Source organism: Kribbella sp. NPDC031520 (assembly GCF_055580825.1).
In genome coordinates this window covers 910499-933608 of sequence record NZ_JBVIKS010000002.1, presented here as the reverse complement: position 1 = coordinate 933608, position 23110 = coordinate 910499, and the positions used below count along the sequence as shown (strand labels likewise).

Here is a 23110-nt window from a genome sequence, read left to right as displayed (position 1 = left end):
GGGGGTCGCGGGTCGGAGCACTCCCCGGCATCGGAGAGAATGGGCAGGTGAACATCGACGAGTTGACCTTCGATGCGGCCGGGCTGATCCCGGCGGTGGTGCAGCAGTACGACACGCGCGAGGTCCTGATGGTGGGCTGGATGAACGCCGAGGCAGTACGCCGTACCGCGGCGACCGGGCGGAGTACGTTCTGGTCGCGGAGCCGGCAGGAGTACTGGGTGAAGGGCGAGACCAGCGGCCACCGTCAGCACGTCAAGCAGGTGCTCGTCGACTGCGACGCGGACACCCTGCTGGTGCTCGTCGACCAGGAAGGGCCGGCCTGCCACACCGGCACCCGTAGCTGCTTCGAGCACGGTGAGATCGAGGTGGCGGCGTGACGGCCCCGGAACTGGAGACCTTCCGCGAGTACGCGAAGGACCGCCGGGTCATCCCGGTCACCCGCCGGCTGCTGGCCGACGCGGAGACGCCGATCGGTGTGTACGGCAAGCTCGCCGCCGAGCGCGAGGGCACGTTCCTGCTGGAGTCCGCGGAGAACGGCGGCGTCTGGTCGCGGTACTCGTTCATCGGCGTCCGCTCCGCCGCGACGCTGACCGAACGCAACGGCGAGGCCGTCTGGACCGGCAACCCACCGGTCGGCCTGCCGCAGACCGGTGACCCGCTGAAGGCGCTCCGCGAAACCCTCGAGATCCTGCACACCCCGCGGCTGCCCGACCTGCCGCCGCTGACCGGCGGCATGGTCGGCTTCCTCGGGTACGACGCCGTCCGGCGCCTGGAGCGGTTGCCCGACACAACGACCGACGACCTCGGCCTGCCCGAGCTGACGTTCCTGTTCGCCACCGACCTGGCCGCCCTCGACCACGAGACCGGCGAGATCTGGCTGATCGCGAACGCGGTCAACTGGGACGACTCCGACGAACGCGTCGACGAGGCGTACGCGGACGCCGTCCGCCGCCTGGACGCGATGGAGCGCGACCTCGCGCAGCCCACCCCGTCGTACGTCGTCCGCGCCGACCGGCAGGCCCAGCCGGACCCGCACCGGCAGCGGTCGAGCGCGGAGTACCGGCAGGCCGTCGAGCACGCCAAGGAGGAGATCCGCGCGGGCGAGGCGTTCCAGATCGTCGTCTCCCAGCGGTTCGAGCTGCAGAGTACGGCGTCCGCGCTCGACATCTACCGGGTGCTGAGAAGGTCCAACCCGAGCCCGTACATGTACCTGGTCCGCCTCGACGGCTTCGACATCGTCGGCTCCAGCCCGGAGGCCCTGGTCAAGGTCACCGAGCACAAGGTGATCCTGCACCCGATCGCCGGTACCCGCCGGCGCGGCGCGACGCCGGAGGAGGACCACGCGCTGGAGCAGGAGCTGCGCGCGGACGTGAAGGAGCGCGCCGAGCACCTGATGCTGGTCGACCTCGGCCGCAACGACGTCGGCAAGGTCTGCGCACCCGGCACGGTCGAGGTGGTCGACTTCATGGACGTCCGCCGCTACAGCCACGTGATGCACCTGGAGTCGACGGTCACCGGTCAGCTCAAGGCGGGGATGACCGCCTTCGACGCGCTCACCGCCGCGTTCCCGGCCGGAACGTTGTCCGGGGCACCCAAGCCGCGCGCGATGGAGATCATCGACAAGCTCGAGATCACCCGGCGTGGCGTGTACGGCGGCGTGGTCGGCTACCTGGACTTCGCCGGCGACGCCGACACCGCGATCGCCATCCGTACGGCAGTGCTGCGCGGCGGTACGGCGTACGTCCAGGCCGGCGCCGGGATCGTCGCCGACTCGGACCCGGCCGCCGAGGACGCCGAGTGCCGGACGAAGGCGGCCGCCGTACTGAACGCGATCGCGGTCGCGGGGACGTTCAGCGAAGTATGAGACTCCAACGGCTGGTCGACCTGCTCGCCCTGGTGGCGCTGGTGCTGCTCGGGCTGTCGGCGTACCTGACCTGGGTTTCGGTCAACCCCGGTAACGGTCGCAAGGACGTGGTCCTGAACGGGTACGCGATCACAAAGGCGCCGGCGACACTCGCGCTCGCCGGTGTCGTCGCGGTGGTGGTGATGAAGCTCGCGGGGACGGCGTTGCGGCGGGTCCTCGGCGGTCTGGTGGTGCTGCTCGGCGTCGCGGCGATCGTCGTCGCCTTGACCGTGCGCCCCGACGGGTCTGAACTGAGCAGACTGCGGCCCGAGCTGAGCGACGTGCTCGCCGACCACGTGACCCAGTCCCTCGGCGTCGCGCCGTGGCTCGCCCTGGCGGGTGGGATCGCGCTGGTGGCGGCGGGGTTGGTGACGGTGCTGACGGCGCAGCGCTGGCGGCAGGCGACGCAGCGGTACGAGCGTGATCCGGCCGCCGCACCGGCCGATCAGTGGAAGGCGATCGACGCCGGGGAGGACCCGACTCTCTGATCGCGGCGGGCTACCGCCACAATAGGACGGACGACGGAGGAGGAGTGGCGCCAACTATGGACAATACGGTGGCGGATCAAGGGGTCGGTCGGATCGAAGCTCAGCTCGAGGAGGCTTCGCACGATCTGCACGGCAACAGCCCGGCCGCGTGGACCGCGGTGGCGATCGTGCTGGTCGCGTTCACGATCGGCGCCATCGCGATGGTGCTCGGCCCGAACTGGGTGCTGTTCTGGATCTCTGTCGGTATCGCGGTGCTGGGTGCGCTGGCCGGCAAGGTGCTGCAGCTGCTGGGCTTCGGGGTTCCGGCCGACGGCGACCACTGAAGGGGCGATCAGACATGACTGTGCTTGACGACATCCTCGCCGGGGTCCGGGAGGACCTCGCGGAGCGCCAGGCGCGGGTCAGCCTGGACGACCTGAAGCAGGAGGCCCAGCGCAAGCCGGACGCCAAGGACCCGATGCCGGTGTTCCGCGGCGACGGGATCGCGGTGATCGCGGAGGTGAAGCGGTCCAGCCCGAGCAAGGGCGAGCTGGCCGAGATCACCGACCCGGCCGCGCTGGCCGGGGAGTACGAGCTCGGTGGTGCCGCGGCGATCTCGGTGCTGACCGAGGAGCGCCGGTTCAACGGCAGCCTCGACGACCTGCGGGCGGTCCGCGGCCGGGTCGACGTACCCGTGCTGCGCAAGGACTTCATCGTCTCGTCGTACCAGCTCTGGGAGGCGCGGGCGGCCGGCGCCGACATGGTGCTGCTGATCGCGGCGGCGCTGGAGCAGGAGGCGCTGGTCTCGCTGATCGAGCGGGCCCAGTCGATCGGCCTGTGCCCGCTGGTCGAGGTGCACGACGAGGAGGAGACGCGGCGTGCGGTGGACGCCGGCGCCCAGCTCATCGGCGTCAACAACCGGAACCTGAAAACCCTCGAGGTCGACCGGGACACCTTCGCCCGGGTGGCGCCGACGATCCCGACCGAGCTGGTCCGGGTGGCGGAGTCCGGCGTCCGCGGCCCGCATGATGTAATCGAGTTCGCGCGCGCCGGGGCCGATGTCGTCCTCGTCGGTGAAACCCTGGTGACCGGCCGCGATCCCCGCGCCTCGGTCGCCGACCTCGTCGCCGCCGGATCGCACCCCGCCATCCAGCAGCGGCACTGACCCTCCCGGCCGGTCCAAACGGCACGGGACAGTAACTCTCCCCGCGCCGTACGGGCCGGGTTGGAAGGTTTTGTCGGATGAGTACTGTGCTGCCCGACCAGTTCGGGCACTTCGGCCGTTTCGGCGGCAGGTTCATGCCGGAGGCGCTGATCGCGCCGCTCGACGAGCTCACCCAGGCCTGGCGCGACGCCATGGCCGACCCGGTCTTCACGAACGAGTTCGAGCGGATGCTGCGCGAGTACATCGGCGCCCCGAGCCTGCTGTACGACGCGACCCGGCTGTCGGACGTGGCCGGTGCGCGGATCCTGCTGAAGCGCGAGGACCTCAACCACACCGGCGCGCACAAGATCCGCAACGCGATCGGCCAGGCGCTGCTGACCAAGCGGATGGGCAAGCCGCGGGTGATCGCCGAGACCGGGGCCGGCCAGCACGGTGTCGCGACCGCGACCGCCTGCGCGTACCTCGGCCTCGAGTGCGTGGTCTACATGGGCGAGGTCGACACCGAGCGCCAGGCGCTGAACGTGGCCCGGATGAAGCTGCTCGGCGCCGAGGTGATCTCGGTCAAGACCGGCAGCCGGACGCTGAAGGACGCGATCAACGACGCACTGCGCGACTGGGTCGCCAGCGTCGACAAGACGCACTACATCCTCGGTACGGCGGCCGGTTCGCACCCGTTCCCGGCGATGGTGCGGGACTTCGTCCGTGGCATCGGCGACGAGGCGCGGGCGCAGACGCTCGAGCTGACCGGCAAGCTGCCGGACGCCGCGGTCGCCTCGGTCGGCGGCGGCTCGAACGCGATCGGCCTGTTCACCGCGTTCATCCCTGACGAGGACGTGAAGCTGTACGGCATCGAGCCGGGCGGCGACGGGTTCGAGACCGGGCGGCACGCGGCGACGATCACCGCCGGCCAGGTCGGCGTACTGCACGGCGCGCGGTCGTTCCTGTTGCAGGACGAGGACGGGCAGACGATCGAGTCGCACTCGATCTCCGCCGGGCTGGACTACCCGGGCGTAGGCCCGGAGCACGCGTGGCTGGCCGAGACCGGGCGGGCCTCGTACCGGCCGATCACCGACGCCGAGGCGATGGACGCGTTCCGGCTGTTGTCCCGGACCGAGGGCATCATCCCGGCGATCGAGTCCGCCCACGCGGTCGCCGGCGCGCTGGACATCGCCAAGGAACTGGGGCCTGAGGCAACCATTCTGGTGAACCTCTCCGGTCGTGGCGACAAGGACATGGACACGGCCGCGACCTGGTTCGGGCTGGGCGAGAAGGGATCCGGGCATGAGTGAAGTTGCCCTGGGCAACGCCGGGACCGCGATCCGGAAGGCGAACGGCGAGGGCCGTGCGGCCTTCGTCGGCTACCTGCCGGCCGGCTTCCCGACGTACGACGGCGCGCTCGACGGGCTGAAGGCGCTCGTCGACGGCGGCGCCGACGTGATCGAGCTCGGCCTGCCGTACAGCGACCCGGTGATGGACGGTGTCACGATCCAGCGGGCCACCGAGATCGCGCGGGCCGGCGGTCTGCGCACCCGCGACGTGCTCAGTACGGTCGAGAAGCTCGCGGCGTACGCGGGAGTGCCGGTGCTGGTGATGACGTACTGGAACCCGATCGAGCGGTACGGCGTCGACCGCTTCACCGCGGACCTCGCCGCCGCCGGGGGAGCGGGCCTGATCACGCCCGACCTGATCCCGGACGAGGGCGCCGAGTGGATCGCGGCCGCCGACAAACACGACCTGGACAAGGTGTTCCTGGTCTCACCGTCGTCGACCGACGAGCGGATCGCGATGACCACGGCGAACTGCCGCGGCTTCGTGTACGCGACCGCTGTGATGGGTGTCACCGGCGCGCGGGACAAGCCGTCGGACCTCGCGGCACCGCTGGTGGCCCGGACGCACGCCGCGACCGGCCTGCCGGTGGGTGTCGGCCTCGGCATCTCCAACGGTGACCAGGCGGCCGGTGTCGCGGCGTTCGCGGACGCGGTGATCGTCGGCGCGGCGCTCGTCCGGGCACTCGGCGACGACGGCCCGGCCGGCGTCCGCGCACTGGCCGAAGACCTGTCCGCCGGCGTCCGCCGGGAACCTCGCAGCTTCCCCGATCGTTAGTCCCGTCGTGAGTCGAACCAGGAACGCTGCCCTGCTCTTGGCGGCGGTGGCTCTGCTCGCCCTTGCGGGCTGCAGTGGCAATCAGGCGAAGGCGGACAACCCCGGCGGGGCGATCATCCGGAGCAGCCAGGATCCGAACGGGTTGCGCGGTGCCACGCTGGACCGGGCGTACTCGATGCCCGCGGCCACCTTGACCGACACCGACGGGAACCCGTTCAACCTGGTCACGTCGACCAAGAAGCCGGTCACGCTGGTGTTCTTCGGGTACACGAACTGCCCGGACGTGTGCCCGACCGTGATGGCCGACGTGGCATCCGCGCTGACCAAGCTGGACAAGCCGGTGCAGGACCAGATCCAGATGCTGTTCATCACCACGGACCCGTCCCGCGACACCGGGCCGGTGATCCGCAAGTACCTGGACCGGTTCGACCCGTCGTTCGTCGGGTTGACCGGTTCGCTGACGTCGATCAAGGACATCGCGAAGGCGGTCGGCGTACCGGTCGAAGGGATGCAGAAGCTGCCGTCGGGCGGGTACGAGGTCGGTCACGGCGCGCAGGTGATCGGTTTCGGCAAGAACGACAAGGCGAACGTGATCTGGTTGTCGAACGCCGCGATCGGCGACCTGGTGCACGACTTCGGGAAGCTGGTCGAGGACAACCAGTGAGGGGCTGGTTCCCCTGGGTGTCCCTCGTCGCGCGGCTCGTGCTCGGAGCGGTGATGCTGGTCGCGGGTGCGTTGAAGGTCAGCGATCCGGAGACGGCGGCGCAGGCGGTCCGGGCGTACGAGCTGCTGCCGTCGTCGCTGGTCGAGCCGATCGGGTGGGGCCTGCCGTTCCTGGAGATCGCGATCGGGTTGCTGTTGGTCGTCGGCTTCGGTGTCCGCGCCTCCGCCGCGGCCGCGGGTGTTTTCCTGGTCGTGTTCGTCGTCGCCGTGGGGTCCGCCTGGGCGCGCGGCCTGTCGATCGACTGCGGCTGCTTCGGCGGCGGCGGTCAGGTCGCGCCGGGACAAACGAAGTACCTGCAGGAGATCCTGCGCGACGCCGGCCTGCTGGTACTGGCCGGCTGGCTGGTGCTGAAGCCGGTCAGTAAGTTCGCTGTCATAGCTGAATCACAAGGACCGCAAGGAGTCACCGCGTCGTGAGCAACACCAACCCGCCGAACTCGGTGGTGCAGGAGCACAAGTCCCGGATCTCACCCGGGATCGTCGTCGGGATCATCCTCGTCCTGGCCCTCGCTGCGGGTGTCGGTGTGCAGTACTACCGCGGCCACTCCAAGGTCGAGGTGAGCTCGAACGGCCGTCCCGAGCCCACGGTGATCACCGGCCCGGGCACGTCCGGCAAGGGCGTCACGGTCGGAAAGGCCGGCGCCAAGGTGAACATCGACCTGTACCTCGACTTCCGCTGCCCGCACTGCGCGGACTTCGAGAAGGACAGCGGCGCGACCATCGACAAGCTCGTCGAGGACGGTACGGCGACGCTGACCTACTGGCCGCTGCAGTTCGTCAACCCGGACTCCTCGCCCCGGCTCGCGAACGCGTTCGCCGCCGCGGCCGCGAACGGGAAGGCGCTGAGCTTCGCCGACGAGCTGTACGGCGACTTCTCGAAGTCCTGGACCTCGGACCAGCTGATCGAGCTCGGCAAGCAGCTCGGCGTCGGCGACGCGAAATACCAGCAGGCGTTGCAGGACAACACGTACGCGAGCTGGCTGGAGTCCGTGGGCAAGGCCGCCGACGACCGCGGCGTCACCGGTACGCCGACCGTCTACCTCAACGGCAAGCAGTTGCCGGCAGACCAGATGACCGCCGAGGGCCTGCAAAAGGCCGTGGATGCGATCGCATCGTGACCGGGCGTTTGTGGCCGTGCCCTGGCAGGTCGAGTAGCGTTCCCACTTGCCATGTCTAGTCTGAGTCTCGCCGTGGGTGTTCCGGCGTTCATCCCCAGCCCGAGCCAGGGCGTCTGGCACGTCCTCGGCCTGCCGATCCGTGCCTACGCACTGTGCATCCTGGCCGGCATCTTCGCCGGCTACTGGCTCGGCCGCCGCCGCTGGGTGGCCCGCGGCGGCTCTGCGCCGGTCCTCGCCGACATCATGTTCTGGGCGATCCCGTTCGGGCTGGTCGGGGCGCGGATCTACCATGTGGTGACGGATGCCGAGCTGTACTTCGGCGCCGGCAAGCACCCGATCGACGCGCTGAAGATCTGGCACGGCGGGCTCGGCATCTGGGGTGCGGTCGCGTTCGGTGCGCTCGGCGCCTGGATCGCCTGCCGGCGGGCCAAGGTGCCGTTCCTCGCGGTCGCGGACGCGATGGCGCCGGGGATCGCGCTGGCGCAGATCTTCGGCCGGTTCGGGAACTACTTCAACCAGGAGCTGTTCGGCCGGCCGACCACGAAGCCGTGGGGCCTGGAGATCTCGCCGGAGCACCGCCCGCCCGGGTACGCGGACTTCGCCACCTTCCACCCGACCTTCCTGTACGAAGCCGTCTGGAACCTCGGCGTGGTCGGCCTGCTGCTGATCGTCGACCGGCGCTTCAAGCTCGGCCACGGACGGGCGTTCTTCCTGTACGTCGCGGCGTACACTGCGGGCCGCGCGTGGATCGAGAACATGCGCATCGACACCGTGAACCACTTCCTCGGCCTACGGCTGAACGTGTGGACCGCCCTCATCCTGTTCGTACTCGCTGTCGCCGCGTTCATCGTCAGCGCCCGCACCCGCCCAGGCCAGGAAGACATAGCCACCGGCCCCGCCGCGGGCAAGCCGGCCGCTGAGGCCGCCGGGGACACCGACGGTGAGGCCGTAGAGGCGGATACTGCTGAGGCGAAGGACGACGCCGACCCCGCCGACGGATCGACCGCCGCCGGCGCGGCCGGAGGACCGGCTGCCGAGGCGCAACCGGACACTCCGCGGCTGAAGTGACCGAAACGCCTGCCGTATCGCCTGAGCATCACGGGGACCATACGCACCGTGATGTGAACGGCGGCTGGCTGCGACCTGCGGTGTTCGGCGCGATGGACGGCCTGGTCTCGAACTTCGCGCTGATCGCCGGCATGGACGGCGGTACGAACTCGGGCTCGAAGCTGATCGTGCTGGCCGGCCTCGCCGGGCTGGCCGCGGGCGCGTTCTCGATGGCGGCGGGGGAGTACATCTCGGTCGCGTCGCAGCGCGAGCTCGCGCACGCCGAGATCGAGCTCGAACGTTCCGAGATCAAGAAGCACCCGATCGACGAGGAGATCGAGCTCGCCGAGACGTACCGGGCCAAGGGTCTCGACCCGGACCTGGCCAGCAAGGTCGCCAAGCAGTTCCACGCCGACCCCGACCAGGCCCTCGAGGAACACGTCCGCGAGGAACTCGGCATCGACCCCACCGATCTCCCGAACCCGGTGATCGCCGCCGCCTCGTCGTTCGTCTGCTTCGCCGTCGGCGCCTTCATCCCGCTCGCGCCGTACCTGTTCGGCGCCGGCAGCGTCATCCCCGCCCTGATTCTGTCCCTCACCGCCCTGTTCGTCTGCGGCGCCGTCGTCTCCCGCGTCACCAGTCGCACCTGGTGGTACTCCGGCCTGCGCCAACTCCTCCTCGGTGCCGCCGCAGCCGCCCTCACCTACTTCGTCGGCACCCTCGTCGGCCCCGGCCTCGGGTAGCGCAGGCGCTACCTTCGGGGTCGCCTCGGCGTCATGGTCCGTGCCGGGCGGGTTCGCCTAACTTGTCCGCATGAAGAGGCTTGCCCTGCTGGCGGTGGCGTTGATCGTCGCGTTCGTCGTGGTCCCGGGCATCGGGGCGGCTGACGACCTGGGGAGTGAGAGGCGTCTCGCTGGTACGTTCCGCAGCGAGTTCGTCACGTACTGGGGTTCCGGCGAGCGCGGCTTCGATCCGGGGATGCAGCGGGTGGTCGACTACTGGTTCCGCTACCACATCGCGAAGGGGCTGCTCGCGGCCGCGTTGCTGGTTGTGCTGGTCGTGCTCGGCGTGATGGTTTGGCGGGCGTTCGTGCGGACGCGTGGTCTTCGGGCGGCGGGTCTCGCGACAGGCGGGGTTCTGGCGACCGCGTTGGCGGTGGTGTCGCTCGCTGCGGTCATGGCGAACGTCCACGGAACGGCGGCGCCGTTCGGCTCGCTGTTGCCGATGTTGTTCGGAGCTCCGACCGGTCCGTTGGACGACACACTCGGGCAGGTCCGGCACCAGTTGGCCGCGGGGCAGCAGTCGCCGCCTCTCGACATGATCACCAGCGACTACGTGCTGTTCCATGCGGTGATGGCTGTCGAGGGCACGATCGTCGTCGCCGGGCTCGTCGTACTGACCGTCCTGTTGTGGCGGTGGTTCTCCAACGCGGAGGGGCGGGCGCGACGAGTGCTGGCCGGGTACGGCGCATTCGTTCCGGTACTGGCGTTGGCGCTCGCCGTGATCGTGGTCGCGAACACGACCACGGCGGCCCACCCTCTGCCTGGGCTTGAAGGGTTCTTCGCGGGGGGCTGGTGATCAGATCGGTTGCGTCTGGGTGAAGAGACTGCTGTACGCGTTCAGGGCGGGTTGGCCGCCGAGGTGGGCGTACAGGACGGTGGAGTCCTTCGGGATGTCGCCGGTGCGGACGAGGTCGATGAGGCCGGCCATCGACTTCCCCTCGTACACGGGATCGATGATCATCGCCTCCAGCTGGCCGCTGATCCGGATCGCGTCGAGCGTGGATTCGACCGGTACGCCATACACGTCGCCCGCCCAGCCTTCGAGGACGGTGATCTCGTCGGCGCGCAGTTCGCGGCCGAGGCCGATCAGCTCCGCGGTGTTGCGGGCGATCCGTTCCACCTGGTCGCGGGTCTCCTGCAGCTTGGCGCTGGCGTCGATGCCGATCACCCGCCGCGGACGGTCCTGTCCGGCGAACCCGGCGATCATGCCGGCGTGCGTCGAGCCGGTCACCGAGCAGACCACGATCGTGTCGAAGAAGACGCCGAGCTCGCGTTCCTGTTGTTCGACCTCGTACGCCCAGTTCGCGAACCCGAGCCCGCCGAGCGGGTGGTCGGAGGCGCCGGCCGGGATCGCGTACGGCGTACCGCCGCGCGCCTCGACGTCCGCGAGCGCCTGCTTCCAGCTGTCCTTGAACCCGATCCCGAACCCGGCCGGGTCGAGCCGCACCTCGGCGCCCATGATCCGGCTGAGCAGGATGTTCCCGACCCGGTCGTTCAGCGCGTCCGGCCAGTCCACCCACCTCTCCTGGACCAGCACCGCCTTCATCCCGAGTTTGGCCGCGACCGCCGCGACCTGGCGGGTGTGGTTCGACTGGTACCCACCGATCGAGACCAACGTGTCGGCGCCGTGCGCGATCGCGTCCGGTACCAGGTACTCGAGCTTCCGCGTCTTGTTCCCGCCGTACGCGAGCCCGGAGTTGCAGTCCTCCCGTTTCGCCCAGATCGTCGGGCCGCCGAGGTACTTGCTCAGCCGCTCCAACGGATGCACCGGGCTGGGCCCGAACAGCAACGGATATCGGGGGAAATCGCTCAATGCCATGGCTACCATCCTCCAGGTGCTCGCTCAGCTGGGAACCATCTTCACCCGCTACACCACCCAGGACTCCGGCAACCTCTCGTACGGCGTCCGCTCCACGAACAAGACCTACTTCGTCAAGACCCCCGGCGACCCCGCCGCGCCCAACAACCACCTGACCTTCGACAACCGAGTAGCCCTCCTCCGCAACGCCGCCGAGCTCGCGGCGTCGGTCACCCATCCCGCGCTACCCAAGCTCCACGACGTACTCGAGACACCCGAAGGCCCGAACCTCGTCTACGAATGGCGTGACGGCGACCTCGTCGGCGGCGCACTCGAGCGCTTCCGGGCGCTCCCCGCGCGGGAGATCCTCGCCGCACTCGACACCATCTACGAACTGCACTCGGCACTGGACGCGGCGGGCTGGGTGGAGGGGGACTTCTACGATTCGTCACTGCTCTACGACTTCACCACTCACCAGCTGACGGTCATCGACCTCGACAGCTATCACCGTGGCCCGTTCCACAACACCGTGGGCCGGATGTTCGGTTCGAGCCGCTTCATGGCGCCCGAAGAACGTGTGGTCGGCGCGCCGATCGACTCGCGTACGACGGCGTACGTCATGGCCCGCACGGCACAGGTGCTGCTGCCCGATCCGCCGTTGGTCGTCGCCGAGGTGCTTGTTGAGGCGACCACTGCGCGCTTCCCGAGCTACGCAGCGTTCTACGACGCGTGGCTGACTGCTTCGTCCACGATCCAGGACTGAGCCAGTAGCCGCTCGAGGTGTTCGCCGGGGTCCGGCTGGGCGAGGGCCCAGGCGGCGCGGGCGACGAGGGTGATGGCGGCGGTCAGTACGGCTCCCCGTCGTACGGCGGTTGCGGACCACGCGCCGGCGCTGCCCGACTGGTAGGCGGCAACCAATTGGTCGATCGGTGCTCGGGTGGACTGCAGCAGGTAGCCGAGGTCGAAGCCGAGCGGGCCGATGCCGAACTGGTCGAAGTCCACCGCGATCACGTCGTCACCGTCGCGCCGGAGCAGGTTCGGCAGGTGGATGTCGCCGTGTACGAGCTGGTGTGGCAGCCGGTCGAGCTCCGCGAGTACGTCCATCCGCCGGTTCCACAGCTCCCGGCACATCCGCCGTACGTCGGCCGGCAGTACGTCGGCAGTCGCACAGCCCGCCCAGCCGCCGTGGGCCGCGTCGTCCTCCAGCCGGTCCCGCAGGATCCGCCGCGCGAACCAGTTCGCCGGCTCCACCCGGTTGAGCCCGAACCGGCCGATCGCTGCAGCGGCCTCGTCCACCGAGACCGGGCCTGGTTCGACCGCCTCGGTCCACAGCGTGATCGCGTCCGGATCGCTCTCGACCTTCACGGCCCTCGGTGCCCGCAGCCCCTTGGTCCATTCGAGTACGCCGCTACTCGCCACCTCGGCCTGGCGCCGCCAGTACCCGTACCGCCCCGGCCGCTCGTCCCCGGGCACCAGCCGTTTGACCACGGTCCCCGCCGGAGTACGCCACACGCCGCCGTGTGCGACGCCCTTCGCGGGCGCCAGCAGTGTCCAGTCGTCCCCAGGCATCCATCGCATCGCGCAGATTTATCACCACCGAGGGTCATGATTAGACCACTTGACGTGATCACCCACGAGCTGAACCGCCTCCTCCACGACCGCGCCCAGCTCCGCCAACCGCTCGAGGTGGTCGCCCGGTTCCGGTTGGTCTACTGCCCACGCCGCGCGAGACACACCGGTGTACGCCGCCACCAACACCGCTCCACACCGCCCACCTCCATACGCCGCTACCAGGTCGTCCAGCGGGGCATCGGTTGCCAGCAACAGGTATCCCAGGTCGAAGCCTGCGGGTCCGAGGCCGAACTGTTCCCAGTCGATGGCGATCACGTTGTTGCCGTCGCGGCCGAAGAGGTTCGCCGGGTGGGCATCGCCGTGCGTCGGCACTCGCGGGAGCCGGTCCAACAAGTCCAGCGCCGTACCTCGGCGGTTCCACAGCTCCTCGATTGCCGGTGTGCTCAGCGCGCCCAGCGACGACCAGCCTCCGCGGCGTTCTACGGTCGTCAGGCGGTCTCGCAGTACGTCCCGAGCACCCCAGGCGGGCTCAGCCACAGAACACGCTGCGAACTGCCCTAGAGCCTCAGCCAGAGCCTCCGGAGCCCAATCGGACGCCGCGACCTCCGCCATCCACAGCGTGATCCCGTCGGCATCCCGTTCCACACCCAAGCTCACCGGCGCCCGGACGCCCGGCGTACGCGCAACGACATCCGACTCGGCAACCAGCGCTTGCCGTTCCCAGTACGCGTGATGACGGGGATCGACCACTCCAGGAACCAGCCGCTTCACGACGGTCCCCGACGGCGTACGCCACACCCCGCCCGTCGCCTGGCCGGTGCCGGCGGTGAGCGGTGTCCAGCCGGAATCGGGGCGCCAGGTCACCTCAATTGACTTATCAGTCTCAGCAAGTGAATTTCCGGTGCTGTAGGTGGTTGGGGGACCGGTCGGCTGGGAAGATGAGGGGCTAGTAGTGAGCGCTTGCTTACTCAGGGTCATCAAGGCGTTGCGCGGTGGACAGAAAGTCCAACTGGCGGGCGTCATGAGGTAGTCTCGGGACACCCGGCTTGGGCCAGTGTTGTCCCGCGGCCAGTTGTTTGACCGTAGGACGACGGGAGCCCCTGAATGTATGGTCGCCCCCCATTCCCGAGCGAGGGACTCTACGACGGGCAGCACGAGCACGACGCTTGTGGTGTTGCCTTCGTCGCGACCCTGACCGGTGAACCGAGCCACGACATCGTGGCCAAGGCATTGACCGCCCTGCGGAACCTCGAGCACCGTGGCGCGTCCGGTGCCGAGCCCGACTCCGGCGACGGTGCCGGGATCCTGATCCAGGTACCGGACGCCTTCTACCGGAAGGCGTGCGACTTCGAGCTACCCGCCCCGCACAGCTATGCGACCGGCATCGCGTTCCTGCCGGCCGATCCGGACGACGCCGCGAAGGCGATCGACCGGATCGAGGAGCTGGCGGCGGAGGAGCAGCTCGCGGTGGTCGGCTGGCGGGACATCCCGACCACGCCGGACCTGCTCGGCGCGACCGCGCGTTCGGTGATGCCGACGTTCAAGCAGCTGTTCGTGACCGCGAAGGCGGGCCACGTGCTCGGCCTGGCGCTGGAGCGGATGGCGTTCCGGCTGCGCAAGCGCGCCGAGAAGGAGACCACGACATACTTCCCGTCGCTGTCCGGCCGGACCATCACCTACAAGGGGATGCTGACCACCGACCAGCTGGACAAGTTCTTCCCCGAGCTGACCGACCCCGACTTCGCGTCGGCGATCGGCGTCGTGCACAGCCGCTTCTCCACGAACACGTTCCCGTCCTGGCCGCTGGCCCACCCGTACCGGTACATCGCCCACAACGGTGAGATCAACACCGTCCAGGGCAACCGGAACTGGATGCGCGCCCGCGAGGCGCTGCTCGCCAGCGACCTGATCCCCGGCGACCTCGAGCAGCTCTACCCGATCTGTACGCCGGGAGCGTCGGACTCCGCGTCCTTCGACGAGGTCCTCGAGCTCCTGCACCTGGGCGGCCGCTCGTTGCCGCACGCGATGCTGATGATGATCCCGGAGGCCTGGGAGAACGCCGCCACGATGGACCCGAAGCGGCGGGCGTTCTACGAGTTCCACTCGACGCTGATGGAGCCTTGGGACGGCCCGGCGTCGGTGGTCTTCTCCGACGGTACGAAGGTCGGCGCGGTCCTCGACCGCAACGGCCTGCGCCCCTCGCGGTACTGGGTGACCGACGACGGCCTCGTCGTCCTCGCCTCCGAGGCCGGTGTCCTGGACATCGACCCGGCCACGGTGACCGAGAAGGGCCGGCTCGAACCGGGCCGGATCTTCCTGGTCGACGTCGAGGCGCACCGGATCATCACCGACGCCGAGGTGAAGAACGCGCTCGCCAACGAGCACCCGTACGACGAGTGGCTGCACGCCGGGCTGATCCGGTTCGAGGACCTGCACGAGCGCGAGCACGTTGTCCACAGCCACGCGTCGGTGACCCGGCGCCAGCAGGTCTTCGGGTACACCGAGGAGGAGCTGCGGGTCATCCTCACCCCGATGGCGAAGTCCGGTGCGGAGCCGATCGGCTCGATGGGTACCGACACCCCGATCGCGGTGCTGAGCGACCGGCCGCGGCTGCTGTTCGACTACTTCTCGCAGCTGTTCGCGCAGGTCACGAACCCGCCGCTGGACGCGATCCGCGAGGAGCTGGTGACCTCGCTGTCGTCCAGCCTCGGCCCGGAGTCGAACCTGCTGAACCCCAGCCCCACGTCCTGCCGCCAGGTGGTGATCCCTTTCCCGGTGATCACCAACGACGAGCTGGCCAAGCTCCGGCACATCAACCTCGACGGCGACATGCCCGGCCTGGCCACCACGGTGCTCCGCGGCGTGTACGACGTGGAGGGCGGCGGCGAGGCGCTACGGGCCCGGCTGGCCGAGCTGTGCGCCGAGGCGAGCGCCGCGATCGAGGAGGGCGCCCGCATCCTGGTGCTGTCCGACCGGCACTCGAACGCCGACAGCGCGCCGATCCCGTCGCTGCTGCTGACCGCCGCGGTTCACCACCACCTGGTGCGGAAGAAGACCCGCACCCAGGTCGGTCTGGTCGTCGAGGCGGGTGACGTCCGCGAGGTGCACCACGTCGCCCTCCTGATGGGGTACGGCGCCGCCGCGATCAACCCGTACCTGGCGCTCGAGTCCGTCGAGGACCTGTGCCGTCAGGGCACCTACCTGCCGGGTATCGAGCCCGAGCAGGCCGTGCGCAACGTGGTGAAGTCGCTCGGCAAGGGCGTGCTCAAGGTCATGTCGAAGATGGGTGTCTCGACGGTCGCGTCGTACACCGGCGCCCAGATCTTCGAGGCGAACGGGCTGTCCCCGTTCCTGGTCGACATCTACTTCACCGGTACGTCGTCGAGGATCGGCGGCGTCGGCCTGGACGCGATCGCCGAGGAGGTCCGCCGCCGGCACCTGCGCGCGTACCCGGCCGACGGGATCCTGGCCGCGCACCGCAAGCTCGAGATCGGCGGCGAGTACCAGTGGCGCCGCGAGGGCGAGCCGCACCTGTTCGACCCGGACACGGTGTTCCGGCTGCAGCACAGCACCCGCACCGGGCGGTACGACATCTTCAAGCAGTACACGTCGAAGGTCGACGAGCAGTCCGAGCGGCTGATGACGCTGCGCGGCCTGTTCGGGTTCAAGTCGGAGCGGCAGCCGATCCCGATCGAGGAGGTCGAGCCGGTCAGCGAGATCGTCAAGCGGTTCTCGACCGGCGCGATGAGCTACGGCTCGATCAGCGCCGAGGCGCACACCACGCTGGCGATCGCGATGAACCAGCTCGGCGGCAAGTCGAACACCGGTGAGGGCGGTGAGGATGCCGACCGGCTGTACGACCCGGCCCGGCGGAGCTCGATCAAGCAGGTCGCGTCCGGGCGCTTCGGCGTCACCGCGGAGTACCTGACGAACTCCGACGACATCCAGATCAAGATGGCGCAGGGCGCGAAGCCCGGCGAGGGCGGGCAGCTGCCCGGCCCGAAGGTGTACCCGTGGGTGGCGAGCACCCGGCACTCGACGCCCGGCGTCGGCCTGATCTCGCCGCCGCCGCACCACGACATCTACTCGATCGAGGACCTGGCGCAGCTGATCCACGACCTGAAGAACGCGAACCCGCGGGCGCGGATCCACGTGAAGCTGGTCTCCGAGGTCGGCGTCGGCACGATCGCCGCAGGTGTCTCCAAGGCGCACGCGGACGTCGTACTGATCTCCGGCCACGACGGCGGTACCGGTGCGGCGCCGCTGACCTCGCTGAAGCACGCGGGCGGCCCGTGGGAGCTCGGCCTGGCCGAGACCCAGCAGACCCTGCTGCTGAACGGGTTGCGGGACCGGATCGTGGTCCAGACCGACGGCCAGCTGAAGACCGGCCGGGACGTCGTCGTCGCGGCGCTCCTCGGCGCCGAGGAATACGGTTTCGCCACCGCGCCGCTGGTGGTGTCGGGCTGCATCATGATGCGGGTCTGCCACCTGGACACCTGCCCGGTCGGCGTCGCCACCCAGAACCCGGTGCTCCGCGAGCGGTTCTCCGGCAAGCCCGAGTTCGTGGTGAACTTCTTCGAGTTCATCGCCGAGGAGGTCCGCGAGTACCTGGCCGAGCTCGGCTTCCGGACCCTGGAGGAGGCGATCGGGCACGCCGAGGTCCTCGACATCCAGCGCGCGGTCGACCACTGGAAGGCCGACGGACTCGACCTGTCGCCGATCCTGCACGTGCCGGCGCTGCCCGAGGGGGCGTCGCTGCACCGGACCGTGGAGCAGAACCACGGCCTGGACAAGGCGCTCGACAACGAGCTGATCCGGATCTGTCAGCCGGCCCTGGACAACGGCGAGCCGGTCCGGGCGCAGGTCGCGATCCGGAACGTCAACCGGACCGTCGGGACGATGCTCGGCCACGAGATCACCAAGCGGTACAAGGCCGCCGGTCTCGCCGACGGGACGATCGACCTGACCTTCACCGGGTCGGCCGGCAACTCGTTCGCCGCCTTCGTGCCGCGCGGGGTCACCCTGCGGCTCGAGGGTGACGCCAACGACTACGTCGGCAAGGGCCTGTCCGGCGGCCGGGTCGTCATCCGGCCGGACCGCCGGGCCCGGTTCGACGCCGCCGACCAGATCATCGCCGGCAACGTGATCGCGTACGGCGCCACGTCCGGCGAGCTGTTCATCAGCGGCGGCGTGGGCCAGCGGTTCTGCGTCCGGAACTCCGGCGCCACCGCGGTCGTCGAAGCGGTCGGCGACCACGCCTGCGAGTACATGACCGGTGGGCGCGTCGTCGTACTCGGCGCCGTCGGCCGGAACTTCGCGGCGGGCATGTCGGGCGGCGTGGCCCACGTGCTCGACCTGGACCCGGCGTTGGTGAACCCGGAGCTGGTTGATCTGCATCCGCTCACCACCGACGAGTCCGAACTGCTGCACGACCTGGTCCGCAGGCATTTCGAGGAGACCGGTTCGGAACGGGCGGCCAAGCTGCTCGCCGACTGGCCCGCGGCCGCGGCCCGGTTCACCACGGTGATGCCCCGCGACTACGCCCGGGTGCTGGCGGCCAAGGCGGCCGCCGAGCGCGACGGCCTGGACGAGGACGCCACCACGCGAGCGATGATGGAGGCCATCTGATGGCTGACCCCAAGGGATTCCTGACCACCGGCCGCGAGGTCGCCGACCGGCGGCCGGTCGGCGAGCGGGTCCAGGACTGGAAAGAGGTCTACCCGGGCGGGCCGGGCAAGGCGCTGCTGCCGATCATCGGCAAGCAGGCCGGCCGCTGTATGGACTGCGGCATCCCGTTCTGCCACAACGGCTGCCCACTGGGCAACCTGATCCCGGAGTGGAACGACCTGGTCTGGCGCGACGACTGGTCGAGCGCGATCGAGCGGCTGCACGCGACCAACAACTTCCCGGAGTTCACCGGGCGGCTGTGCCCGGCGCCGTGCGAGACCGCCTGCGTACTCGGCATCAACCAGGACCCGGTGACGATCAAGAACGTCGAGGTCGCGATCATCGACAAGGCCTGGGAGACCGGCGACGTCAAGCCGCAACCCCCGGAATGGCTGACCGGTAAGACGATCGCAGTCGTCGGGTCCGGTCCGGCCGGCCTGGCCGCGGCGCAGCAGCTGACCCGGGCGGGGCACACGGTCGCGGTGTACGAACGCGCCGACACCCCCGGCGGCCTGCTGCGGTACGGCATCCCCGAGTTCAAGATGGAGAAGGTTCAGGTCGACCGCCGGATCCAGCAGATGAAGGAGGAGGGTACGGTCTTCCGCTCCGGCGTCAACGTCGGCGTGGATGTCACCGGTACCCAGCTCAAGCAGCGGTACGACGCGGTGGTGATCGCGACCGGCTCCACGGCGGCCCGCGACCTGCCCGTACCGGGCCGCGAGTACGGCGGGATCCACCAGGCGATGGAGTACCTGCCGCAGGCCAACCGGGTCGCGCTCGGGCAGACCGTCGACGACCAGATCGTTGCCACCGGCAAGGACGTGGTGATCATCGGCGGCGGCGACACCGGCGCGGACTGCCTCGGTACGGCGCACCGCCAAGGGGCCCGCTCGGTCACCCAGCTGGAGATCATGCCGCGGCCGTCGGACGAGCGCCCGGCGGGGCAGCCGTGGCCGACGTACCCGATGATCTACCGGGTCGCCTCCGCGCACGAGGAGGGCGGCGAGCGGGTGTACGCCGTGTCCACGGTGAACTTCGAGGCCGATGCCGACGGCAACGTCTCCGCGCTGAACCTGGTCGAGGTGGAGTTCAAGGACGGGAAGTTCAGCCCGGTCGAGGGTTCGGAGCGGAAGATCCCCACGCAGCTGGTGCTGCTGGCGATGGGCTTCCTCGGCCCGGAGCGCGAGGGCTTCCTCGAGCAGCTCGGCGTCGAGCTCGACGAGCGCGGCAACGTTCGCCGGGACAAGAACTACCAGACCTCGGTCGAGGGTGTGTTCGTCTGCGGAGACGCCGGCCGCGGCCAGTCGCTGATCGTCTGGGCGATCGCCGAGGGCCGGTCCTGTGCCGGCGGCGTGGACGCCCACCTGACCGGTTCCTCCACCCTGCCCACTCCGATCCCACCGACCGCACGCCCGCTGGCGGTTTGACGAGGCGCGCCTTGGGCACCCCACCAACCGGAAATCACGCCTCGCGACGGTTGGTCGGTGCCCAAGGGGGTCCGGCTGGATAGGTTGGACGAGTGGCGACACGGTTGGTGACGAAGGAACGGCTCCGGGTGGTCGCGCCCTGGGTCGCGTTGAGCCTGCTCTTCGCGGTGACCTCGGTCGTGGTCGGCCTGCTGGTGTTCGTGAACGACTCCGAACGGGTCACGATCGGCGCGCACGCGGCGACCGTGTCACCGACGTTCGACGGGCACGCGACCCTCGACCTCGGCGCGGTCCTGCCGCGGTTGCGGATGGCCAGCAACGACCCGTTCGGGCTCGGCGTCAACATCGACGTCCAGGAGACGAACGCCAGCAACCTCACCGACCTGATCAACCGCGACGCCCTGATCGCCGCCCAGCCCGAAGGTGAGATCGCGCGGATCCGGCAGGCCGTCCAGGAGATGGCCGTCGACGCCGCGCTGGCCGGCACGGGTACCGGTCTGCTCGTGGTCGTGGTCGTCGCGACGCTGTGGACGATGATCGGCGTACGGCGGCGACGCGAGCTGTGGCACCTCGTACACCGGCACGAACGGCGGGTCGAGCACCGGGCGATCGTCGTACTGGTCGCGATGCTGATCACGGTCGCGTCGATCTTCGGGCCGGGCCGGATCCGTGGGGTCGAGGCGCCGCCGACGGAGTGGACCCCACTCGCCAAGCTGCTGCCGGAGCTCGACCTGGACAACCAGCTGAAGGGCGTGGAGGTCGCGTCCGGGTTCTCCACCACCGGCGGGGTCGGGGTGATCAGGACCGCGGTCGAGACGTACCAGCGGTCGACCCGGTTCTACGGCCAGCTCACCGCCAGGATCGGCGACGTCAAGACCCAGATCCACCAGCCCGGCAAGGACGAGACGGTCGCGATCCAGGTCAACGACCGGCACGACAACATCGGGATGGACCCGTTCGCGGCCGAGGTCGCGAAGGTGGCCGGCGCGAAGCTGCTGATCGACGCCGGCGACGACACCTCGTCCGGGCAGGAGTGGGAGGTGTTCAGCATCAACTCGCTGCGCCAGCACTTCAAGGACTTCAAGGTGGTCGCGGTGGCCGGCAACCACGATGCCGGCGGGCACATCGAGGCGGCGATGCGGAAGAGCGGCTTCACCGTACTGGACAGCAAGCCCGTCGAGGTCGACGGCATCCGGTTCCTCGGCGACAGCGACCCGACCAGGACCGGACTCGGCAGCGCGGACCAGCCGGGTGACGAAACCACCGATCAGCAGTCCAAGCGGCTCGCCGACGTCGCCTGCGCACAGCCGGAGGACAAGCGGATCGCGACGTTCGTCGTCCACGACCCGTCGTCGTTCGCGGACACCGCCGCCCGCGGGTGCGCGACGCTGCTGGTTTCCGGGCACCTGCACCACCAGGTCGGGCCGGAGACGAAGGTCGTCGACGGCAAGCCGGTGACGACGTACACGAACGGCACGACCGGGGGAGCGGCGTACGCCTTCGCCCTCGGGTACACGCTGCGCCGGCCGGGGGAGGTCACGCTGATCACGTACCTGAAAGGCCGGCCGGTCGGCCTGCAGACGGTCACTGCCGAGCTCACCGGGGACGTCACCGTCGGGGCCTACACCCCGTTGTCTTCTTGACGATTCAGGCTCTGCCGTCGCTTGTCGTCCAGTGTTAACTGTCCAGTAACGGGGGTGGACCAGCGGGCCCAGTGGTTTGCAGGAGTAGGGTTTTGTGACGTGCGTCGCGCAAAGATCGTTTGTACGCTCGGCCCGGCTACGGCCGCCCCGGAGCGCATCATGGAACTCGTCCAAGCCGGCATGGACGTCGCCAGACTCAACCTGAGTCACGGCGCCCACGCCGAGCACGAGCGCATCTACCAGCGGATCCGTACCGCCGCTGCGGAGGCCGGGAGCAACGTCGGCATCCTCGTCGACCTGCAGGGCCCGAAGATCCGGCTCGCGGAGTTCGCCGAGGGGAAGGCGACGCTCACCTACGGCGAGCGCTTCACCATCACCACCCGGGAGGTGCCGGGTGACCAGACCATCTGCGGAACGACGTACGACGGTCTGCCCGGCGACGTGAACGCGGGTGACCAGCTGCTGATCGACGACGGCCGGATCGCCCTGGTCGCCGAGGAGGTCACCGAGACCGACGTGATCTGCCGGGTCACCGTCGGCGGGCCGGTGTCCAACCACAAGGGCATCAACCTGCCGGGCGTCTCGGTGAGCGTCCCGGCGCTGTCCGAGAAGGACGCCGAGGACCTGCGCTGGGCGCTGCACCTGCCGGCCGACATGATCGCGCTGTCGTTCGTCCGGGACGCCGCCGACATCCAGCTGGTGCACAAGATCATGGACGAGGAGGGGCTGCGGCTCCCGGTCGTCGCGAAGATCGAGAAGCCGCAGGCGGTCGCCAACCTGGACGAGATCATCGAGGCGTTCGACGGGTTCATGGTGGCCCGCGGCGACCTCGGCGTGGAGCTCCCGCTCGAGGAGGTCCCGCTGGTCCAGAAGCTGATCATCGACCAGGCCCGGCTGAACGCGAAGCCGGTGATCGTCGCCACCCAGATGCTCGAGTCGATGATCTCCGCGCCGCGGCCGACCCGGGCCGAGGCCTCCGACGTCGCGAACGCCGTCCTCGACGGCGCCGACGCGGTGATGCTGTCCGGTGAGACCAGCGTCGGCCGGTTCCCGATCGAGACCGTCAAGACGATGGCCCGGATCGTGGAGTCCACCGAGGAGCACGGTCTCGGCCGGGTCCAGGAGATCGAGTGGGAGCCGAAGACCAAGGGCGGCGTGATCGCCCGCGCCGCCGCCGACGTGGCCGAGCGGCTGGACGCCAAGTACCTGATCGCGTTCACCCAGTCCGGTGACACCGCGCTCCGCCTGGCCCGCTACCGCACCGAGGTCCCGCTGCTGGCCTTCACCCCGGTCCCGTCGGTCAGCTCCTGGCTGAGTGTCGTCTGGGGCATCACCACCCACATCGTCCCGACCGTCGAGCACACCGACGAAATGGTCCGCCAGGTCGACCAGCGCCTGCTGGAGCTCGGCATCCTCGAGAAGGGCGACATGGTAGTGATCGTCGCCGGCTCCCCACCCAGCATCCCCGGCTCCACCAACGCCCTCCGAGTCCACCGCATGGGCGACGCCATAGACGGCACCGCCCCGGCATACCGCAGCCCCAACCCGTAACAACCCCGCACGAGAACTGGTTGAGGCGGACGGTCACCTGACCATCCGCCTCAACTACTCCCACGGCGAGGAACATCAACAAGAAGAACAGAATTTGAGAAGTGCCTGGCCTGGGCGATCGACCGTGAGCCAGCAAAGGGCACA

The 23110-nt window shown here is 69.5% G+C and carries 21 protein-coding genes; 18 read left to right on the top strand and 3 right to left on the bottom strand.

Going from position 1 to position 23110, the window contains the following annotated elements; translation table 11 throughout:
- Positions 1 to 47 precede the first annotated feature (47 nt).
- The 13 genes from hisI (at position 48) to ACZ5BU_RS13090 (ending at position 10104) form a co-directional block, all read left to right on the top strand.
- A complete protein-coding gene (gene hisI, locus ACZ5BU_RS13150; RefSeq protein WP_387662676.1) occupies positions 48 to 377 on the top strand; it encodes a phosphoribosyl-AMP cyclohydrolase in 330 nt (109 codons plus the stop codon).
- Positions 374 to 1864 carry an anthranilate synthase component I gene (locus ACZ5BU_RS13145; protein WP_465698442.1) on the top strand — a complete coding sequence of 497 codons (1491 nt, stop codon included), beginning with the start codon at positions 374 to 376 and terminating at the stop codon, positions 1862 to 1864. The genes hisI and ACZ5BU_RS13145 overlap by 4 nt, the downstream gene beginning before the upstream one ends.
- A complete protein-coding gene (locus tag ACZ5BU_RS13140; RefSeq protein ID WP_465698440.1) occupies positions 1861 to 2391 on the top strand; it encodes a Trp biosynthesis-associated membrane protein in 531 nt (176 codons plus the stop codon). Before ACZ5BU_RS13145 ends, ACZ5BU_RS13140 begins: the two co-directional genes overlap by 4 nt.
- 56 nt (positions 2392 to 2447) lie before the next feature.
- Complete coding sequence (locus ACZ5BU_RS13135) at positions 2448 to 2714, top strand: HGxxPAAW family protein (protein ID WP_465698438.1); 267 nt, start codon at positions 2448 to 2450, stop codon at positions 2712 to 2714.
- Positions 2715 to 2728: 14 nt separating this feature from the next.
- Positions 2729 to 3535, top strand: a complete 807-nt coding sequence (gene trpC, locus ACZ5BU_RS13130; protein WP_131293313.1) for an indole-3-glycerol phosphate synthase TrpC — start codon at positions 2729 to 2731, stop codon at positions 3533 to 3535.
- Between the two features lie 77 nt (positions 3536 to 3612).
- On the top strand, positions 3613 to 4824 hold the full coding sequence (trpB, locus tag ACZ5BU_RS13125) for a tryptophan synthase subunit beta (RefSeq protein WP_465698437.1): 1212 nt from the start codon (positions 3613 to 3615) through the stop codon (positions 4822 to 4824).
- Positions 4817 to 5638: a tryptophan synthase subunit alpha gene (gene trpA, locus ACZ5BU_RS13120; protein ID WP_465698436.1), complete on the top strand. Its 822-nt coding sequence runs from the start codon at positions 4817 to 4819 to the stop codon at positions 5636 to 5638. Before trpB ends, trpA begins: the two co-directional genes overlap by 8 nt.
- Positions 5639 to 5645: 7 nt before the next feature.
- Positions 5646 to 6302, top strand: a complete 657-nt coding sequence (locus tag ACZ5BU_RS13115) for an SCO family protein (RefSeq protein ID WP_465698434.1) — start codon at positions 5646 to 5648, stop codon at positions 6300 to 6302.
- The gene (locus tag ACZ5BU_RS13110; RefSeq protein WP_465698432.1) at positions 6299 to 6778 is read left to right on the top strand and encodes a DoxX family protein; all 480 of its coding nucleotides are present in this window, start codon (positions 6299 to 6301) and stop codon (positions 6776 to 6778) included. Before ACZ5BU_RS13115 ends, ACZ5BU_RS13110 begins: the two co-directional genes overlap by 4 nt.
- Positions 6775 to 7479, top strand: a complete 705-nt coding sequence (locus ACZ5BU_RS13105) for a DsbA family protein (protein ID WP_465698430.1) — start codon at positions 6775 to 6777, stop codon at positions 7477 to 7479. The genes ACZ5BU_RS13110 and ACZ5BU_RS13105 overlap by 4 nt, the downstream gene beginning before the upstream one ends.
- 51 nt (positions 7480 to 7530) lie before the next feature.
- On the top strand, positions 7531 to 8547 hold the full coding sequence (gene lgt, locus ACZ5BU_RS13100) for a prolipoprotein diacylglyceryl transferase (protein ID WP_465698428.1): 1017 nt from the start codon (positions 7531 to 7533) through the stop codon (positions 8545 to 8547).
- A 53-nt stretch (positions 8548 to 8600) separates the two neighbouring features.
- Complete coding sequence (locus ACZ5BU_RS13095; protein WP_465698426.1) at positions 8601 to 9269, top strand: VIT1/CCC1 transporter family protein; 669 nt, start codon at positions 8601 to 8603, stop codon at positions 9267 to 9269.
- Between the two features lie 70 nt (positions 9270 to 9339).
- The gene (locus ACZ5BU_RS13090; RefSeq protein WP_465698424.1) at positions 9340 to 10104 is read left to right on the top strand and encodes a hypothetical protein; all 765 of its coding nucleotides are present in this window, start codon (positions 9340 to 9342) and stop codon (positions 10102 to 10104) included.
- Here ACZ5BU_RS13090 and ACZ5BU_RS13085 read toward each other — a convergent pair whose 3' ends face one another.
- Positions 10105 to 11127: a 1-aminocyclopropane-1-carboxylate deaminase gene (locus ACZ5BU_RS13085; protein WP_465698422.1), complete on the bottom strand. Its 1023-nt coding sequence runs from the start codon at positions 11125 to 11127 to the stop codon at positions 10105 to 10107.
- A gap of 16 nt (positions 11128 to 11143) precedes the next feature.
- On the opposite strand from ACZ5BU_RS13085, the gene ACZ5BU_RS13080 reads away from it, so the two are divergent.
- Positions 11144 to 11869: a protein kinase family protein gene (locus tag ACZ5BU_RS13080; protein WP_465698420.1), complete on the top strand. Its 726-nt coding sequence runs from the start codon at positions 11144 to 11146 to the stop codon at positions 11867 to 11869.
- Here the strand turns inward: ACZ5BU_RS13080 and ACZ5BU_RS13075 are convergent.
- Both ACZ5BU_RS13075 and ACZ5BU_RS13070 read right to left on the bottom strand, forming a co-directional pair.
- Positions 11827 to 12675: an aminoglycoside phosphotransferase family protein gene (locus ACZ5BU_RS13075; protein WP_465698418.1), complete on the bottom strand. Its 849-nt coding sequence runs from the start codon at positions 12673 to 12675 to the stop codon at positions 11827 to 11829. The two genes, ACZ5BU_RS13080 and ACZ5BU_RS13075, sit on opposite strands and share 43 nt — an antisense overlap.
- A gap of 21 nt (positions 12676 to 12696) precedes the next feature.
- Complete coding sequence (locus ACZ5BU_RS13070; protein ID WP_465698416.1) at positions 12697 to 13542, bottom strand: phosphotransferase; 846 nt, start codon at positions 13540 to 13542, stop codon at positions 12697 to 12699.
- A 240-nt stretch (positions 13543 to 13782) separates the two neighbouring features.
- On the opposite strand from ACZ5BU_RS13070, the gene gltB reads away from it, so the two are divergent.
- The 4 genes from gltB (at position 13783) to pyk (ending at position 22966) form a co-directional block, all read left to right on the top strand.
- Positions 13783 to 18306 (top strand): glutamate synthase large subunit, encoded by a 4524-nt coding sequence (gene gltB, locus ACZ5BU_RS13065; protein ID WP_465698414.1) that lies wholly within the window; start codon positions 13783 to 13785, stop codon positions 18304 to 18306.
- Positions 18306 to 19772 carry a glutamate synthase subunit beta gene (locus ACZ5BU_RS13060; protein WP_465698412.1) on the top strand — a complete coding sequence of 489 codons (1467 nt, stop codon included), beginning with the start codon at positions 18306 to 18308 and terminating at the stop codon, positions 19770 to 19772. The genes gltB and ACZ5BU_RS13060 overlap by 1 nt, the downstream gene beginning before the upstream one ends.
- Positions 19773 to 19864: 92 nt before the next feature.
- Entirely contained in the window at positions 19865 to 21415 is a 1551-nt protein-coding gene (locus tag ACZ5BU_RS13055; RefSeq protein WP_465698410.1) for a metallophosphoesterase family protein, read from the top strand.
- A 99-nt stretch (positions 21416 to 21514) separates the two neighbouring features.
- On the top strand, positions 21515 to 22966 hold the full coding sequence (gene pyk, locus ACZ5BU_RS13050; protein WP_465698408.1) for a pyruvate kinase: 1452 nt from the start codon (positions 21515 to 21517) through the stop codon (positions 22964 to 22966).
- The last annotated feature ends 144 nt before the right edge of the window (positions 22967 to 23110 follow it).